Source organism: Halobaculum halobium, assembly GCF_030127145.1.
Taxonomy (GTDB): domain Archaea; phylum Halobacteriota; class Halobacteria; order Halobacteriales; family Haloferacaceae; genus Halobaculum; species Halobaculum halobium.
This window is the reverse complement of record NZ_CP126158.1, coordinates 1,205,026-1,222,656: the sequence shown is the minus strand read 5'-3', so window position 1 is coordinate 1,222,656 and position 17,631 is coordinate 1,205,026. Positions and strand designations below refer to the sequence as shown.

Genomic DNA, 17,631 nt, shown 5'->3' with positions numbered 1-17,631 from the left:
CCATCGAACGGGCATGAGCGACACCGACGCAGACTCCGCCCTCCCCGGCCGCGTCCGCCGCGCCGCCCGCGACCACGACGCCGTCGAGGACGACGCCCCCGACGGCACGCTCGCGGTCACGTCGACACCGTTCGACGCCGCGCTCGCCGTCGCCGAGGCCGACGACGGCCGCGTCGAGTTCGACGTGACCGTCTCCGTCCCGACGCTCTCGGCCGTCGCCGAGGACGACGTGGCGGACGTGGTCGAGGACGGCTGGCTCGACACCTTCGAGCGCCGGATCGCGGCCGTCGGCGACGTGACAGCCGCCGGCCACGACCTGGCCCCCGCGGTCGAGCGCGCCGGCGACGAGGTGACCGTCGCGGAATCGATCCGGGACGTGAACGAGCGTCGCGGCCTGAACGACGCGGTCGCGATCGTCGACTTCGTCGAAGGGACGTACGTGCAGGGCGTGATTCCCGGCTACGAGTACGGCGAGCCGGTGACCGGGCTCATCGGTCGGGCGCGAGCCGCCGCCGGCGACGAGGGCGACGGGACGTTCTGATTCGGGCGGTGAGCGGGCTCGCGCTCGATCGGTCCCCGCCGTTCACCCCATCGCGATGTAGGTGTGAGTGTCCTCGACGCCGGAGATTCCTTGGACGCCGTCGGCGGCGACGCGCTTCACCTCGGCCGGTTCGGCCACGTCGACTTTCACGACGAAGTCCATGTCGCCGGCGACGACGTGCGCTTCGACCACCCCCTCGAGATCGAGGATCGCGTCGCAGATCCGGTCTGCGTCGCCGGAGGTGGCTTTCACCATCACGTACGCGACGACCATTCAGGCACCACCCCCCGCGCTCGCGGCCGAGGCGAGCGTCTCGCCGGCGTCGTCGCCGACGAGCAGCTGACGCACGTCGTCGAGCACGTCGAAGTCCGCGAGGACGGCGACGCGGTCGCCCGTCTCCAGGGAGTTGTCTGGCAGCGGGATCCCCATCGGCTCGTCGCGCTTGCCGAACGCCAGCAGCCGCGCGTTCGCGGGCAGTTCGACCTCCGAGAGGGTGTACCCGCGCATCGGGGACGCCTCGGGGATCGTGAACAACAACACCTGCAGGTGCTCGGCGATGTCGGCGATTGCGCGGACGTTCCCGCCCAACAGGGCGTTCTTCGCGCCGATCGCGCCCAGGCGCTCGGGGTAGATGATCTCGTCGACCTCGTCGGCGTACTTCTGGTAGATCTCCTCGCGGTAGTCCTCATCGATGCGCATCACGGTGCGACAGCCGTGGTGCTTCGCGATCATGCACGCCGCGAAGTTCACGTTCAGATCGCCCGTCAGCGCGCCGACGGCGTCCGCGCGCTCGACGGCCGCCTCCGACAGCACGCCCTCGCGGGCGCCGTCGCCCTCGACGACGCTGAAGCCGTCGGCTCGGGCCCGGTCCGCCCGATCGGCGTCGCGCTCGACGACCGTCACGTCGTGGCCCTCCTCGCGGAGCACCCGCGCCGTGCGCAGGCCGACGCGACCGCCTCCGATGACAATGAAACGCATGTGCTACCAATTACCACGGGAGAATATAACGCTACCTCCGACGCGCAGGAAGGTTTTTGACTGTGGTACATGTTCACACACTATGGTTCACGCGTTCGTGATGGTGAAGGTGAGCGGGGACGCGGACACGCAGGGCGTCGCAGACGCGGTCTCGGGGATCGAGACGGTCACGGAGGCGCACGTCGTCGCCGGAGACTTCGACGTGATCGCGGAGGTCGACGCGCCCGACATGTACACCGTGCTCGACACCGTCGCCGACGCGGTCCGCGGCGTCGACGGCGTCACCGACACCCGGACGTACGTGTCGATGACGGAGTGAGCGACCGAGCGCGAGTGCGGGGCGGGGGTCGAGTGACGCGGCGAACCCCGGAGGAGCGGGGCCGATGGGGTTACCGATCCAACTCGTACGTCTCGGGGTGCTCGTCGGCGACCGCGCTGGCGGCCTCGCGCTGGCGTCGCACGTCCGCGGGGAGCTCCTCGGACAGCGAGTCGAACAGTTCTTCCGGGTCCGGTCGCGGCACCGCCTCGGCGGTGTCGACGGCCTCGGCGAGTTCATCGTTCGCCGCCTCGGCGACATCCTCGACGAAGCCGTCGTCGACGATCTCCTGATCGCGACACCACTCGGCGAAGCGGTCGAGGGGGTCGCGCAGGCGCCACTCGGGCAGGTCCGGGTCGCCGTCGCGGTACTGACTCGGGTCGTCGGCGGTGGTGTGGGCACCCCGGCGGTACGTCAGCGCCTCGACGAGCACCGGATCGCCGTCGCGGGCGCGGGACAGCGCGTCCTCGACGACCGCCCGCGTCGCCAGCGGGTCGTTTCCGTCGACCTGCACGCCCTCGATGCCGTAAGCGTCGGCCTTGACCGCGATCGACTCGCTTGCTGTCTGGCGGTCGCGCGGCAGCGAGATCGCCCAGCCGTTGTTCTCACAGAAGAAGACGGTCGGGGCGTCGAACACGCCCGCGAAGTTCAGCCCCTCGTGGAAGTCGCCCTCCGAGGTCGCGCCGTCGCCGAAGCAGACCAGACTCGCCCACTCCTCGTCCGCGTAGTTCGCCGCCATCCCCGCGCCGGCGGCGTGGGGGATCTGGCTGGCGATGGGCACCGCCTGCGGGAAGACGGGGATATCGTGGTCGGAGTGGTACTCCGGGAACCCGCGTCGGAACAGGAGGATGTCGCTCATCGGGACGCCGCGGGCGATCTGGAGGGCGTTCGAGCGGTAGGTCGGGAACAGGCGGTCGTCGGCGTCCATCGCGTGGGCGGCGCCGACCTGCGCGGCCTCCTGGCCCTCGTACGGGGGGTAGCCGCTCATCCACCCGCGCCGCTGGAGGGCGAGCGCGCGCTCGTCGAACCGCCGCGTTCGGACGATATCGCGCAGGGCCGCGCGGGCGTCCTCGGCGTCGAAGCGCGTCTCGTCGAGGTCGCGCGCCCCGACGATCCGCGTCACGTCGTCGCTCATGACCCCACCTGTCGCGGCATCCGGCATAAATTGCGGCGGGACGGTCGCGAGTGCGGGGGCGGTAGCCGTCGCGTCGGTGATCGGTCGAGCGTCGACCCGCGCCGGCCCCGACAGGCCAAAGAGCGACCGCGCCCTACGCGGGGTATGGTCTCTGCGCTCGCGCTCGTGCTCACCCTCGTCGCGCTCGCGGTGAACACGCTCGTCGTCGCGGTGCTCTCGCGCTTCTTCCGTATCCGACTGAAGACGCAGTGGGGCTGGGTGACGTACACGATGCTCGTCTCGCCGGTCGTCCTGACCGTGCTCGGACTCGTGCAGGGGTCGGTGATCCCGCCGTTGTTCGAGGGCGCCGCGGGGCTGTTCCTCGCTGTGTTCGTCGGCGTTCCGCTCGCGCTCGGGTTCACGATCGACCTGCTGTACGTGCCGCCCCCCGAGGAGTACGACCTCCCCGCGGCGGAGTAGCGGTCCCGCCCTTCAGCGGCGCTTCGTGGCCGAGTCAGCGGGAGCCCTCGGTCTCTGTTTCGTCTCCTTCGCCCGTCTCTCTCTCGGTGTCGAATGCCTCGTCGATCCACGCCGGCGGCGCCGCGTCGGTGTCGCCGGTCGTCGTGCGGAAGCGCTCGGCGACGGTCGCGGTGACCGACTCGTTCTCGGTTTCGTACGTCGCGGTGTAACTGAGCTCGTACCCGCGGACGACTCCCTCTTCGGTGATGTACGCCGTGGCGCTGAAGTTCTCCACCCGGGTCCCGCTCCGATTGAGTCGCTCGCGCTCGGCGGTGAGCACGTACAGCCGCTCGCCGGCGATGGCGACCGTGTCGGTGAGCCGAACGCCCGTCCCGTCGAACGCGGCGACGAGCAGCCCCTCGCCGCTGTCGTCGGTGCTGGCGACCGTCGGCGGCTCGCCCGGGACCGCCCGATAGCTGACGGTGCCGTCGTCATCGACCGTCCGCAGCGCGGTGACGCTCCCGTTCGTCCAGAACGCGAACCCTCGGATCGGCGGCGCGTCTTCGCCAGGCAGGCTCCCGTTTCGCACGTAGTCGCCACCGAGCCGGCCGCTCGCGCGCTCGATGACGCTGCGGCGCGTCGACAGCACCGTTCCGTTCGCCGCGACCGCGGTCCGCCGGAACCGGACGGTCGAGTTCACGTCGCGAAGCGCCCGGTCGTGGCTCCTCGCGAGCGTCCGCACGTCGACGCGCTCGGCCGTGACGCCGGGCGGATAGCTCGGCTGCGCCGTCGGCGTCGGCGACGCGGTCGGCGTGTCCGCGAGCGCGGGGTTCACCGTTCGCCCGCCGTCGCTGCCGGTCCCGGCGCCGCACCCGGCGAGGAGGACCGCGACCGCGACGACGAGCACTGGGACGGGGACGGCGCGGGTCATACGTTGGTCACGGGCCTGCGACGCATAAGTTCGGACGGTGCCGACCGCCGCGTATCCGCGGTCGATGCACGCTGGTCGGGTGCGCGGTCACCCTCCCGGGGTGTCGGTGGTCTCGGTGGCGCCCGCACCGTCGTCGGGTCCCCGCGCGCCGGCGCTCGCGTTCGCCAGCGCGCGATCGACCCACCCGGGGCGGGGGACGGTCGTCGTGCCGACGGCACTCGTCCGGAGTTCGATCCTGACGACGCCGGGGTCGTCCCCGAGGAAGACCTCATACCGGAGGGTCAGCGAGCGAACGACGCCGTCGGCGTCGACTCGCGCGCGGAGTCGGACCGACGTTCGGTCGGGGACTCCGGAACGCTCGATCCGACCCGCCTCCCCCCGAAGCACGGTCACGGTTCCGTTGTCGGTCGACTCGCTGCCCGCATAGCGGGGATCGACGTCGAGGAACGCCGCGTACAGCCAGGCCCCGCCGGTCGGATCGAGCCCCGTGGGAACCCCCGGCTCGCCGGGGCGCCCCTCCAGGCTGACGGCGCCCTCCCAGTCCACGCGGCGACTCGCGGCGGCGGTGCCGTTGCTCCAGTGGGCCGACGCGAGGCGGTCGTCGCCGCGGATCCGCTCGAACGTCGACAGCGTCCGCGACCCGTTCGCGACAACCCGGGCGCGACTCCGTTCGACCGTCCCGTTCGGCCCCGTCACAGTTCGCGTGAACCCGACCGTCCACGAGCCGTTCGCAAGCGCCGCGCGGTGGGCGTCGATGACGCGCTCGACGTCGACGCCGCCGCGGTCGACGCCGGCGGGGAAGCCGCCCCGAGGCGTCGGCGTCGCCGTCGGCGTGTCCGCGAGCGCGGGGTTCACCGTCCGCCCGCTCGCGTCGCCGCCGGAGGTGACCGCGTCCGCACAGCCGGCGGACACGAGAAGGAGTGCGAGCGCGAGGGCGGCGGCTCCGCGCCGCCTGCCGGCCGAACCGCGGTCGCGACGCGACACAGGCTATCCACGGGCCGAGCCGTCAAAAACGAGGGGACGTGCGCCGATCTCTCGACGGCCTCAGCGGTCGTCGCGGGCGCCGTCTCGGTGCGCCTCGACGAGCCGTTCGACGGTGTCCTCCACGGCGTCGAGCACCGCTTCGGGCGAGCGGCCGGCGTCGACGCGGACGAACCGCTCTGGCTCGGCGTCGATCAGGCGCTCGTAGTTCGACTGCACCTCCGAGAGGAACGAGGCGCGCTCGTACTTGTCTGTCGCGCCGGCGCGGGCGGCCGCCGTCTCCGGGTCCACGTCGAGGTAGATGGTCGCGTCTGGCTCGCGGGTGAAGGCCCCGTGGATACCGCGGACGTATTCGAGCGGGCGCTGGAGGTCCGTGTCGGCCAGCGTCGCGGCCTGGTAGGCGTATCGAGAGTCGGTGTAGCGGTCAGAGATCACCACGTCGCCGTCGGCGAGCGCCGGGCGAACCACCCGAGAGAGGTGGTCGGCGTGATCCGCGACGAAGCAGAACAGGTCCGCCAGCGGGTCGGTGTCGTCGTCGCCGAGCGACCGGCGAACGGCCTCGCCGTACCACGAGTCGGTCGGTTCGCGGGTGAACGTCGCGTCGGGGTACGCCGGCTGGAGGGCCTCCCAGGCGGTGGTCTTCCCGCTCCCGTCGAGCCCTTCGAGCGTGAGGAGCATCTGTCGGTTCGTGAGTGGTCGCGCCGGAGGTTTACTCCTACCGCTTACGCGTCGGTGCAGTCCCTGTCTCCGTTCGGCCCGCCGCCCTGCGCTCCGCTCACCGTCTCACGGCTCGACGACGAACCGGGCGCCACCGAGCCGGTCACCGTCCTCGATGCGGACGCTCCACCCGTGGGCCTCGGCGACGCGGGCGACGATTCCGAGGCCGAGGCCGGTGCCGTCGCGGCCGGAGTACCCGACGCGGAACACCGCGCCCCGCTCGTCCTCGGGGACGCCCGGGCCGTCGTCCTCGATCGCGAACCCGCCGGCGTCGTCGGTCGCGTCGCGGTCGGCTGTCGAATCGGGAGCGGCCGCCGCGTCGCTCGCGGCGGTATCGGTCACGAGCACGCGCGGCGCCTCGCCGGCGTGTTCCACCGCGTTGCGGAAGACGTTCTCGAACAACTGCGCGAGCAGCCCCTGTCGGCTTCCACCGTCTGGGTCGCCTCGACGGTCAACTCGGCGTCCCCGGTCTCGACGGCGCCCCACGCGCGCGCGTCGCGGCGTCACCGATCGACAGCCGCTCGGCGTCGCCGGCCGTCTCGCCGACCGCGAGCCCGCGGGCGTCCTCGACGATGGCGTCCATGCGGTCGAGCGCCTCGCGTACGGTCGCCAGATCGGATCCGGTTTGGGAGTCGTTGACGCGCTCGCGTGCCATCTGAAGGCGCCCTTGCGCGACGTTCAGCGGGTTGCGAAGGTCGTGTGAGACGACGTTCGCGAACTCCTCCAGTCGCTCGTCCTGCGCGGCGATCGTCGACGCCTGCTCGCGGAGGCGGGCCGACCGATCAGCTCGGTCGAGCGCGGCGGTCGCGTTGTCCGCGAGGACTCGCGCGAGGTCCCGACGGCGGCTGTCGAGGGGCATCCCCTCGGGGAGCGCGACGGCGAGCGTCCCGTGGTCGCCCAGCGGGTACACCGCGGCCTCCGAGAACGCGGGGGTCGACGGCGCGCCCCCGTCGTCGTCGATCTCGTCGAACACTACGGGCTCGCCGCGCTCGAACGCCTCGCGTGCGCGCCGCGCTCCGTCGCTGTCGCCGCCGATGCCGACGTCCCGCGCCGCGGCGTCCGACACCGCCGCGATCGGGAGCCCGCCGTCGCCGTCGCACAGGCGCACGCCGCTGTAGGGGATGCCCAACACCGCCTCGGTTGCGTCGACGGTGACGGCCGCGATGTCCTCGGGGTTGTCCGCCGCCTGCATTGCGCGGGTTGCGTCGTGGAGCCCTCTGAGCCCCCGGCGGTCGGCGGCGGCGTCGAGCGCGGCCGTGGCGTCGGAAGCGAGCGTCTCGAGGAGGTACCGCGTGCGGTCGTCGAACCCGTCGTCGTCGAGCGTCGCCGCCGCCGCGACGCCGTGGGTTCCGAACGGCAGGTACAGAGCGTGTGCGACCTCCTCGGCGTCGGCTCCGGACCGCGGACGTTCGACGTGCTCCGGGGCTCCGGAGGTGTACGCGCGCCACGCCGCGCTCTGGTCGTCCCCGCGGCGGTGAGCGTCCCAGTCGTCGAGGTACGGGGCGGCGTCGTCGGCCGCGACGACGACGCTCAGCGCGTCGCGTCGGGGATCGTAGGCGCGGACGGCCGCCAGCGCGACGGCCAGCTCCCGCTCGCAGGTGTCGACGAACGCCTCGGCGACGGCGTCGGTGTCGTCGGCGCGCGCCATCCGTCGCCCGACGCGGCGGAGCGCAAGGAGGTCGGCGTCCCCGACGCCGGCCTCCACGCTGTGAGTCATTATGGCTCAGAGGCGGCTCGGACGGATAAGCACGTCTCCTCGTTGCAGTCGAGGGACACGATCCGCCGCAGACGGGCCGCTGCGCGCGACCGCTACCGGGTTCGGCCTCTCCCGCGCGCCGAGTTCACACGAGGTACGTCGTCACGAGGAGGAATACCCCGGCGGCGAACGCTGCGATCAGCGCCAGCCGCCAGGCGATGCTGAGGACGATCCGACCGACGAACAGGACGACGAGGAAGCCGACTAGCGCGAGGAAGACGGTTCCCAGCGTCGAGTCGAGCGGTCCGGGAAGCTGGAGCAGTGCGGCCGATGCAGTAAGCGCGAGGACGTTCATACCAGTCACGCCAGCGCGTACTCACGCACCCGTGGTATCCCTTTCCCCGGCGTCCGGCGACCAAACCGACGAACCGCTCCGTAGTACCGCCGTGCGGACCGGCGCCACCGACCGCAGCGAACGGCTGCGGATCTCCGTCGGCCGGCCGCAGATCCACGGACGTGCATCGACACGATCGTGCACTCCTGCTCGCGTCTGTTGGTTCCGCGTTCTGATCCGATTGTTGACCACTTTCACTCCGCTCTGAACACCCTTATACTGCCGCTCGTACAACGCTGATACGGACCCGATCAGACGCGTTCAGGCTCACACCGGTAAGCCACGTCTATGTCAAGCTGGCTTGAATTAACACAAGCCTACCGGAATCCACGCCGTTTATGAGCGTGGGTCCGGTACCGAACGTCCGTCCGAACCCACAATGGAACGCCACGATATCCACACCGACGTCTGTCGATCCGCCGGCGCTCGCGGGGAGGAGCGCGACGTATGAGTCGCGCCGACCTCGACGCCGACGAGCTCGAACTGCCGATCAAACGAACCGAGGGCGACACGCTGCAAGCGCGGCTCACCTCCAACGCGTACGACAACATCCTGCCGGCGCGCTACCTCCGCAAGAACGCGGACGGCGAGCCCACCGAAACGCAAGAGGAGCTGTTCGAGCGCGTCGGCCGCAACGTCGCGCTCGCGGAGGCCGTGTACGAGGCCGACGACCCCGTTACCGTCACGCCCGACCAGCTCAAGCCCGACCACCCGCGCCGCGACGAACTCGCCGAGGAGGTCTTCGGCGCCGGCGTCACGGCGGACGACGACGCCGAGACCGAGCTGAGCGTCTACAACGTCAACAAGTTCGCCTACGAGACGGTCGTCCCCGAGCTCCCCGACGACGTGCGCTCGCACGTCGAGGAGACGGCCGACGAGTTCCAGGAGCTGATGGAGCGGCTCTCCTTCATGCCGAACTCGCCGACGCTGATGAACGCCGGCGACGAGCTCCAGCAGCTGTCGGCCTGCTTCGTCGACTCCCCTGACGACGACATCGACGACATCCACCAGACCGCCAAGGAGGCCGCCCAGGTGTTCCAGTCCGGCGGCGGCATGGGCTACGCGTTCTGGAAGCTCCGCCCGTACGGCGACGCGGTCGGCTCCACCGGTGGCATCGCCTCCGGCCCGATCACGTTCATGCGGACGTTCGACCAGATGTGCGAGACGATCGCGCAGGGCGGCGCGCGCCGCGGCGCCCAGATGGGCGTGATGCGCGTCTCCCACCCGGACGTCATCCAGTTCCTCCACGCGAAGAACAAGGACGTCTCGCTGGCGAACACGCTCCGGCTGAACGACCCCGACGACTTCACGCACACCTCCTTCGCCGACGCGCTCGACGAGGCGCGCGAGCTCATCGACGACGACGGGAAGGTGCCCAAGCACCTCCGTAACGCCGTCGAGGGCCACCTCTCGAACTTCAACATCTCCGTCGGCGTCACCGACGACTTCATGGACGCGCTCGACGCCGGCGAGGAGTTCACCTTCACCAACCCCCGCACGGAGGAGCCCCACGTCGCCACCCCCGAGACGAAGGAACTGTACGACATGTTCGGCCTCGGCGAGCACGTCGAGGTCGGCGAGGTACTGTCGGTGCCGGCCGCCGAGATCTGGGACCACATCGTCGAGGGCGCCCACGAGAACGGCGAACCCGGCGTCGTCTACCTCGAACGCATCAACAAGCTCCACAGCTTCGACGTGGAGGAGCACCCCGACCACCGCATCCTCGCCACCAACCCCTGCGGCGAGCAGCCGCTGGAGGAGTACGAGGCGTGCAACCTCGGGCACATCAACCTCTCGACGCTCGCGGACCTCGACGCCCCCGACTGGCGCGTCTGGGTCGACGAGCACGGCGACGAGTACGACAGCGAGCAGGCCGCAGTCGAGGCGTTCCTCGAGGACGCCATCGACTGGGAGGAGTTCGACTACCGCGTCGAGATGGGGACGCGCTTCCTGGAGAACGTCGTCACCATGTCGGACTTCCCGGTCCCCGAGATCGAACAGAAGGTCCGCGACATGCGGAAGATCGGCCTCGGCGTCATGGGCCTCGCGCAGCTGTACATCCAACTCGGCGTCCGCTACGGCTCTGAGACGGGCAACCGCATCGCCGAGGAGCTGATGACCCACATCAACCACGAGTCGAAGGCCGCCAGCCACGACCTCGCCGAGGAGCGCGGCACCTTCAACGACTGGGCGGACTCGAAGTACGCCGACCCCGTCCGCTACGCCGACTGGTTCGAGCAGTACGTCGGGGAGGACCCCGAGGACTGGGCGGACGGCTACCCGATCCGCAACCACAACACGACGACGATCGCGCCGACGGGCACCACGTCGATGGTCGGCAACACCACCGGCGGCTGCGAGCCAATCTACAACGTCGCCTACTACAAGAACGTCTCCGACGACGTGCAGGGCGACGAGATGCTCGTCGAGTTCGACGACTACTTCCTGCGCACGCTGGAGGCGAACGACATCGACGTCGACGCCGTGAAAGCGGAGGCGCAAGAACAGATGGCGACCAACGAGTTCGACGGCGTCGACGGGCTGGAGACGGTCCCGGACGCCATCGGCGAGCTGTTCGTCGTCACCGGCGACCTCGATGCGAAGGACCACGCCGGCGTGCAGGTCGCCTGCCAGACGGGGGTCGACTCCGCCATCTCGAAGACGGTCAACGCGCCAAACGACTCGACGCTGGAGGACGCACAGGAGGTCTTCGAGTACATCTACGAGCACGGCGGCAAGGGCGTCACCTACTACCGCGACGGCACCCGTTCGAAGCAGGTGCTCACCACGCGCGCGGACAACACCGACTTCGCCGACGAGAGCGAGGCCGCCGAGGCGCTCGTCGAGCAGATCTCGGATATCTTCGGGGGCATCGAGGGCTTCCTGGAGAACGAGGACGTCCAGGCCGCCCTCGACGCCGAGGTCGATGACCTGCTGGAGGCCGCCGACGAGCGCACGGTCCACATCGACTACACCGAGAAGCGCGCCCGGCCGGACTCGCTGCGCGGGGTCACCCAGCTCATCGAGACCGGCTACGGGAAGATGTACATCACGATCAACGAGGACCCCGAGAGCGGCGAGCCGTTCGAGCTGTTCGCCAACATCGGCCACTCCGGCGGCTTCACGAACTCCTTCACGGAGTCGCTTGCGAAGGTCATCTCGACGGCGCTGCGCTCGGGGGTCGACCCGCGCGAGATCGTCGACGAACTGCAGGGCACCCGATCGCCGAAGATCGCCTGGGACAAGGGCGAGCAGATCCAGTCCATCCCGGACGCGATCGGCACGGCGATGCGCCGCTACCTCGACGACGAGGTGGAGAAGGGCTACCCAGAGCAGACGAGCCTCGACGAGGTCGGCGGGGGCGTCGACGCGCCCGCGCCCGAATCCGACGGCGGAACGGCCGTCGAAAGCGGGGGCTCCGACCCCGGGCAACCGCCCGCCGACGCGGGCGCGCCCGGTCCGGAGGACGCCGGCGACGTCGACGCGCAGACGGACGCGGTCGACGAGCTGATCGCGAACGGCGAGTCGCCCGAGTGCCCCGACTGCGGCAGCATGACGCTGTACTACTCGGAGGGCTGCAAGACGTGCGAGTCGTGCGGCTGGTCCGAGTGCTGAGCCGGGACTGAGGCGTCCGACGCCTCCCGCCCACGGTTCCGATCGCCGATCGACGTGCGGACTCGTCTTCTCGCGCTCGTGAGATCCGAGAAACAGGTATCCCGGCGGTACGCGTACGACGTGATATGCCCAGCGTCGCCACGAACGACATCGAGACGTACTACGAGCGCCGCGGCGACGGCCCGCCGGTGGTGTTCGTCCACGGCGCGGCCGTCGACCACGCGCAGTGGGAACCGCAATTCGAGGCGCTCGCCGACGAGTACACGGTCGTCGCCTACGACGTTCGCGGGCACGGCCGGACGGGCGGCTCCGACCGGGAGGCGTACTCGATCGACCTGTTCGCAACCGATCTCGCGGCGCTGATCGACGCGCTCGACCTCGAGGCTCCGGTCGTCTGCGGGCTCTCGATGGGCGGCTGTATCGCGATGGCGTTCGCGGCCGAGTACCCGGACCAGCTCTCGGGGCTCGTGCTCGCCGACACGTTCGGCCCGGTTCCGCTCACGTTCGGCGAACGGGTGCAGCGACTGGGGCTGCGCGCGACGATCCCGCCGGCGCGCCTGATCGGCTACGAGCGGGTCGAGCGTGCGATGGTGTGGCTCCAGCAGCGAGGGTCCGACGAGGGCGTCGCCGGCGAGTACGATCGGATCGAGACGCTGCGCGAACGGGGACCGACCATGTCGACCGCCGAGTTCCCGAAGGTCATCCGCGCGCTCGCGACGTTCGAGCGGTCGGTGGTCGACCTCTCGGCGATCGACGTGCCGACCCTGGCGCTGTACGGCGAACACGACGCGGAGTTCATCCGGCGGCAGATGCGCAGTCTCGCGTCGCTGATCGAACACGCGACCCTGCTCGCGGTTCCGCACGCGGGCCACGCGTCCAACCTCGGCAACGAGGCGTTCGTCGACGGCGCGATCCGCGGACACCTCCGGCGCGTGTGGCCCCACTACTCGCCGCGCCACGAGGCGGGGCCGGGACCGGCGGCCGCGTCGCCCCCGGCGCAGGCGACTGAGCCGCGCGCCCGTCTCCTTGGCCGAATGAGCGAACCGGGCAGCCGTGACCGTCCGCGTGTGGCAGTTTATCCGGACGGGGGCGGACCACCGGCACGCACGGTTTCGCCCCAGGTCAGGTCGTCTGCACGGACGAGGGCTTCGGGGACTCCCGCGACGGATCGGCGACGGGGAGCCGCACGGTGATGGCCGTTCCCTCCGTCGCGTCCTCGACGCGCACCGCTCCGCCGGACGTTCGGACGATCCGATTGATGAGCCACAGCCCGAGCCCGTTGGCCTCCTCGAGCGACGGTTCCTCGCCCACGAGGACGGCCCGGTCGTCCGGCGGGAGGCCGGGGCCGTCGTCGGCGACGCGCAGTTCGGCGGTTCCCTCGCCGGCGTCGCCGTCGAGGGTCACGACCAGGTGCGGGCGATCTCGGTCCGAGTGTTCGATCGCGTTCTCGATCAGGTTGTCGACCGCGGACGGGAACACCGAGACGGCCTCGATCGGAACCGCGGAGTCGGGAACCGTCGCCTCGAGGCGCACCTCGGGGTGTTCGGTCCGGGCCTGCTCCACGCGCCGCCGAACCACGGCCGCCAGGTCGAACTCCCGAACGTCTGGCTCGCCGTCCGCGAGGCTCTCCGCGAGGGCGGCCTGCTCGGTGACCTCGGTCATCCCGTCGGTTCGGGCGGACAGCACGTCCAGCGCGTCCGCGACGGCCGCCGAGTCGCAGTCGTCGAGTTCCTCCCGGAGCAGGCGCAGATAGCCGTCGACCACTGCGATGTCGTTCCGGAGGTCGTGTCGCAACACCCGGTTGAGCACCTCGACGCGTCGCTCGGCCGTCCGGCGTTCGGTGATGTCCCTGAACACGAGTACGGTCGCGCTCGTGCGTTCGAGCGCGCCCACCGACGTGGTGAACGTCCGCCGCACGGGAGGTGTCGTCTCCTCGGAATCGAGTGCGATACCGGCTTCTGCGTCCCCCGCCGAGTCGGCTGGATCGGCCACGTCGAGCGAGACGGTCACCTCCGCTGTCCCGTGGTTCGGACACCGACTGACCGCCTCGACGAGTTCGGGCTGCGACCGGAACACCTCCTCGACCGGCCGGCCGATCGGGTCTGCCGTCGCGAACAGGCGATCGGCCGCCTCGTTCGCCGCCCGAACCGTCCCGTCGCCGTCGACGATCACCACGGGATCAGAGAGGTGGGTGACGATGTGGTCCTGTGCGACCGCGATCGAGTCGAGGAGCCGGTACCGGGTGATCGCGACGCCGGTGAGCACCGTCGTCACCGCGAACATAACCGGCGTGAAATCGATCGGCGGGTCGCCGACCGGGCGGACGACGACGCTCCCGATACCGGCGATCATCGGCAACAGTCCGGCCGCGAAGACGGCGAGCCTGCGCGAGCGCGCAACCCCGGTCGAACGGAGGAAACTGCGCGCGAGCCGCCACAGGACGTACGTGTTCACGCCGAACGACCACAGCAGGAACAGTCCGAACCCGATCCCGGGCGTCACCGTCGACTGGACGGCCTCGCCCGTCACGAGCGACACGTCCGCGTAGATCAGTCCGTGCGCCGGGTTCGAAATCGCCAGCAGAGCGAACACCAGCGGAACGCCGGAGACGATCGGGAGTCGCCGTCGCGTGAGCCACTGGTCGTCCCCGGCGATCGCGAACGCGAAGATCGGCCACGACGCGCCGACGATGCCCGTGCCGATCCACAGGAGGTTGTTGTACCCGAGGATCGCCGGCAGCGTGGACGCCCGCAGTTGGAGCGCGTACGACCACGACCACACCGTCGCTCCGACGGCCAGTCCCAGGAAGCCGAGTATCTCCGGCCCGCCGACAGTCACCGACCGTCGCCACAACACGAGCAGCAGCACGCCCACGGATGCGGCGCCTCCGAGTACCAGCAACGGGACGACGTAGGTGAGGACGGTCATGCGTGTTCAGTCCGGTCGGCCGCCGGCGCCACGCCCCGACGCGTGGCCGACGAGCGCGACCGTGACGGATACCACGTCTCACTGATCAGACGAGTTTAAACGTACCGTTTTCCCTAATCTCTGCTCACGTCCGAGATCGTGCCGCGGTGATTCGGTGGCCTCGACGCGGTGACCATCCCCCGACAGCAACATCTGTCCGTGTGCGGCAGTTTATCAGGGCGGACGCCGACCCCGTGATATGAGCAACCAGGAGCCGCCCGAGCGCGCCGGCGACGCGGCCGCCCGCAGCGACGCCGAGGCAGACGCGGACGCGTTCGCCGGCGAGAAGGACGAGTCGCTCCGCAGCCGCGAGGTGACCGCGGGCGCCGAGCGCGCGCCGCACCGCGCGATGTTCCGCGCGATGGGGTACGACGACCAAGACCTGTCCTCCCCGATGGTCGGCATCCCGAACCCCGCGGCCGACATCACGCCGTGTAACGTCCACCTCGACGACGTGGCCGACGCCGCCCGCGAGGGAGTCGAGGGCGCGGAGGGGATGCCGATCGAGTTCGGCACGGTCACCATCTCCGACGCCATCTCGATGGGGACGGAGGGGATGAAAGCGAGCCTCATCTCCCGCGAGGTGATCGCCGACTCCGTCGAGTTGGTCTCCTTCGGCGAGCGAATGGACGCGCTGGTGACGGTCGCCGGCTGTGACAAGAACCTCCCCGGGATGCTGATGGCCTCCATCCGGACGGACCTCCCCTCGGTGTTCCTGTACGGCGGGTCGATCAAGCCCGGCGAGCACGACGGCCGCGACGTGACCGTCCAGAACGTCTTCGAGGGCGTCGGCACGTACGCGGAGGGCGATATGAGCGCCGACGAACTGGACGAGATGGAGCGCCACGCCTGCCCCGGCGCGGGGTCGTGTGGCGGGATGTTCACCGCGAACACGATGGCAAGCATTTCCGAGGCGCTCGGGATGGCGCCCCTCGGTTCCGCGTCGCCGATGGCCGAATCCGAGGAGCGCTACGACGTGGCGAAGCGCGCGGGCGAACTCGCGCTCGAGTGCGTCGAGCAGGACCGCCGTCCGTCGGACATTCTCTCCAAGGAGTCGTTCGAGAACGCCATCGCGGTACAGGTGGCGATGGGCGGGTCGACGAACGCCGTCCTCCACTTGCTCGCGCTGGCGGCGGAGGCCGACATCGAGTTGAACATCACCGAGTTCGACGAGATCTCCCGGCGGACGCCGAAGATCGCGAACCTCCAGCCCGGCGGAACGCGCGTGATGCAGGACCTCGACGCGATCGGCGGCGTGCCGGTCGTGATCCGCCGGCTGATAGCTGGCGGGTACATGCACGGCGACGCGATGACCGTCACCGGGCGGACGATGGCCGAGGAGATCGCCCACCTCGAGGCCGAGGGGCACCTCCCTGCGGACGACGACATCGAGGCGGATTTCCTGTACGGCGTCGACGAGCCCTACACCGAGGAGGGCGCGATCAAGATCCTGACGGGCAACCTCGCGCCCGACGGCGCGGTGCTGAAGGTGACCGGCGACGACAAGTTCCACCACGAGGGGCCCGCCCGCGTGTTCGAGGCCGAGGAGGACGCCATGGAGTACGTCCAGTCCGGCGGGATCGAGTCGGGCGACGTGATCGTCATTCGCAACGAGGGGCCGCGCGGTGGGCCGGGCATGCGTGAGATGCTCGGCGTCACCGCCGCCGTCGTCGGCGCGGGCCACGAGGACGACGTGGCGCTGCTCACCGACGGGCGCTTCTCGGGGGCGACCCGCGGGCCGATGATCGGCCACGTCGCTCCCGAGTCCGTCGAGGGCGGCCCGATCGGGCTCGTCGAGGAGGGCGACACCGTCACGGTCGACATCCCGGAACGCGAACTGTCGGTCGACGTGAGCGACGGGGAACTGGAGCGCCGCGGCGACGAGTACGAGCGCCCGGAGCCGGCCTACCGGGGCGGTGTGTTCGCGAAGTTCGCCCGCGACTTCGGCAGCGCCGCCAACGGCGCCGTCACGAATCCGAAGGCCAAGCGCGACTGAGCCGCGAAACGAACAAGTCCCGTCGCGGTCAGCCGACCCCATGGACGGGCCTGCGTCTGGGGAAGCGTCCGAGCTCGGAGAAGAGTCCACGTCCGGAGAAGCGTTCGAGTCCGGAGACCCCCACCGAGCGCGCTTCGAGGCGAACCGCGAGCACTGGGAGTCCATGGTCGAGCCGGTCTCGGCGACAGACGGAACAGCCGAGATCGAGTCGTTCCTCGCGGGGGAGTCGGCGCTGCTCCCCGTCCAACGCGAGGAACTCGGGGACGTCGACGGGGCCCGGCTGTTGGACCTCCAGTGTTCGATCGGGACCCGCACGCTCTCGTGGGCGCGCGAGGGGGCGACGGTGACCGGCGCAGACATCTCGGCCGAGAGCGTGCGCGTGGCCCGGGAGCTCGCAGACGAGGCCGGGCTGGCCGACCGCGCCGAGTTCGTCCGCTCGAACGTGTACGATCTCCCCGACGGACACGACCGGCGGTACGATACGGTCGTCACGAACTTCGGCGTGTTGTGTTGGCTCCCCGATCTCGACCGCTGGGCGGCGGTGGCGGCGGAGCTGCTCGAACCCGGCGGGACGTTCTACCTCGCCGAACACCACCCGATCGCGACCGCGCTCTCGGACGACCTCGGGACGGGCGGCGAACCGCTCTCGGTCGAACATCCGTACTTCTCGACCGACGACCCGGTGACGGCCCCGGACGGCTCCACCCACAAGTGGCCACACGGGCTGGGCGAGATCCTGACAGCGCTCGCCGACGCCGGTATCCGGATCCGGTTCGTCCACGAATATCCGTTCTCGCCCATCCGGCGCTCCTCGGAGATGGTTCAAGACGACCGCGGCCGGTGGCGCTTCGAGGGCGACCGGGACCTCCCGCTGCTCGTAACCGTGAAGGGGGAACTGCGGTCGGACGCGCCTGGTGTCTGACCGG

General features: G+C 70.4%; 17 protein-coding genes. 7 read left to right on the top strand and 10 right to left on the bottom strand.

Going from position 1 to position 17,631, the window contains the following annotated elements:
* The first annotated feature begins 13 nt into the window (after positions 1–13).
* Complete coding sequence (locus P0Y41_RS06445) at positions 14–541, top strand: DUF5813 family protein (RefSeq protein ID WP_284063132.1); 528 nt, start codon at positions 14–16, stop codon at positions 539–541.
* Positions 542–583: 42 nt separating this feature from the next.
* Here P0Y41_RS06445 and P0Y41_RS06440 read toward each other — a convergent pair whose 3' ends face one another.
* Positions 584–814, bottom strand: a complete 231-nt coding sequence (locus P0Y41_RS06440) for an Lrp/AsnC family transcriptional regulator (RefSeq protein ID WP_284063131.1) — start codon at positions 812–814, stop codon at positions 584–586.
* On the bottom strand, positions 815–1,519 hold the full coding sequence (locus tag P0Y41_RS06435) for a potassium channel family protein (protein WP_284063130.1): 705 nt from the start codon (positions 1,517–1,519) through the stop codon (positions 815–817).
* Between the two features lie 82 nt (positions 1,520–1,601).
* On the opposite strand from P0Y41_RS06435, the gene P0Y41_RS06430 reads away from it, so the two are divergent.
* Positions 1,602–1,838 (top strand): Lrp/AsnC family transcriptional regulator, encoded by a 237-nt coding sequence (locus P0Y41_RS06430; RefSeq protein ID WP_284063129.1) that lies wholly within the window; start codon positions 1,602–1,604, stop codon positions 1,836–1,838.
* A 70-nt stretch (positions 1,839–1,908) separates the two neighbouring features.
* Here P0Y41_RS06430 and P0Y41_RS06425 read toward each other — a convergent pair whose 3' ends face one another.
* Positions 1,909–2,958 (bottom strand): thiamine pyrophosphate-dependent enzyme, encoded by a 1,050-nt coding sequence (locus P0Y41_RS06425; RefSeq protein WP_284063363.1) that lies wholly within the window; start codon positions 2,956–2,958, stop codon positions 1,909–1,911.
* A gap of 156 nt (positions 2,959–3,114) precedes the next feature.
* Between P0Y41_RS06425 and P0Y41_RS06420 the strand changes: the two genes are divergently transcribed.
* The gene (locus P0Y41_RS06420) at positions 3,115–3,429 is read left to right on the top strand and encodes a DUF7991 family protein (RefSeq protein ID WP_284063128.1); all 315 of its coding nucleotides are present in this window, start codon (positions 3,115–3,117) and stop codon (positions 3,427–3,429) included.
* A 34-nt stretch (positions 3,430–3,463) separates the two neighbouring features.
* Here P0Y41_RS06420 and P0Y41_RS06415 read toward each other — a convergent pair whose 3' ends face one another.
* From P0Y41_RS06415 to P0Y41_RS06390, 6 genes are all read right to left on the bottom strand, one after another.
* Positions 3,464–4,339: a DUF7537 family lipoprotein gene (locus tag P0Y41_RS06415; protein WP_284063127.1), complete on the bottom strand. Its 876-nt coding sequence runs from the start codon at positions 4,337–4,339 to the stop codon at positions 3,464–3,466.
* 87 nt (positions 4,340–4,426) lie between these two features.
* Complete coding sequence (locus P0Y41_RS06410) at positions 4,427–5,323, bottom strand: DUF7537 family lipoprotein (RefSeq protein WP_284063126.1); 897 nt, start codon at positions 5,321–5,323, stop codon at positions 4,427–4,429.
* Between the two features lie 60 nt (positions 5,324–5,383).
* On the bottom strand, positions 5,384–5,998 hold the full coding sequence (tmk, locus tag P0Y41_RS06405; RefSeq protein WP_284063125.1) for a dTMP kinase: 615 nt from the start codon (positions 5,996–5,998) through the stop codon (positions 5,384–5,386).
* A gap of 105 nt (positions 5,999–6,103) precedes the next feature.
* Entirely contained in the window at positions 6,104–6,523 is a 420-nt protein-coding gene (locus P0Y41_RS06400) for a sensor histidine kinase (RefSeq protein ID WP_284063124.1), read from the bottom strand.
* Positions 6,489–7,754, bottom strand: coding sequence for a sensor histidine kinase (locus tag P0Y41_RS06395; protein ID WP_284063123.1), 1,266 nt, complete (start codon positions 7,752–7,754; stop codon positions 6,489–6,491). The genes P0Y41_RS06400 and P0Y41_RS06395 overlap by 35 nt, the downstream gene beginning before the upstream one ends.
* A gap of 124 nt (positions 7,755–7,878) precedes the next feature.
* Complete coding sequence (locus P0Y41_RS06390; RefSeq protein WP_284063362.1) at positions 7,879–8,088, bottom strand: DUF8029 family protein; 210 nt, start codon at positions 8,086–8,088, stop codon at positions 7,879–7,881.
* A 486-nt stretch (positions 8,089–8,574) separates the two neighbouring features.
* Here P0Y41_RS06390 and P0Y41_RS06385 point away from each other — a divergent pair, with 486 nt between their 5' ends.
* Together P0Y41_RS06385 and P0Y41_RS06380 are read left to right on the top strand one after the other, a co-directional pair.
* On the top strand, positions 8,575–11,742 hold the full coding sequence (locus P0Y41_RS06385; RefSeq protein ID WP_284063122.1) for an adenosylcobalamin-dependent ribonucleoside-diphosphate reductase: 3,168 nt from the start codon (positions 8,575–8,577) through the stop codon (positions 11,740–11,742).
* Positions 11,743–11,867: 125 nt separating this feature from the next.
* Entirely contained in the window at positions 11,868–12,935 is a 1,068-nt protein-coding gene (locus tag P0Y41_RS06380) for an alpha/beta fold hydrolase (RefSeq protein ID WP_284063121.1), read from the top strand.
* Here P0Y41_RS06380 and P0Y41_RS06375 read toward each other — a convergent pair.
* Positions 12,865–14,670: a sensor histidine kinase gene (locus P0Y41_RS06375; RefSeq protein ID WP_284063120.1), complete on the bottom strand. Its 1,806-nt coding sequence runs from the start codon at positions 14,668–14,670 to the stop codon at positions 12,865–12,867. The genes P0Y41_RS06380 and P0Y41_RS06375 overlap by 71 nt on opposite strands.
* Positions 14,671–14,908: 238 nt before the next feature.
* Here P0Y41_RS06375 and ilvD point away from each other — a divergent pair, with 238 nt between their 5' ends.
* A complete protein-coding gene (ilvD, locus tag P0Y41_RS06370; RefSeq protein ID WP_284063119.1) occupies positions 14,909–16,705 on the top strand; it encodes a dihydroxy-acid dehydratase in 1,797 nt (598 codons plus the stop codon).
* 40 nt (positions 16,706–16,745) lie between these two features.
* Positions 16,746–17,627, top strand: coding sequence for a class I SAM-dependent methyltransferase (locus P0Y41_RS06365; RefSeq protein WP_284063118.1), 882 nt, complete (start codon positions 16,746–16,748; stop codon positions 17,625–17,627).
* Positions 17,628–17,631 lie beyond the last annotated feature (4 nt).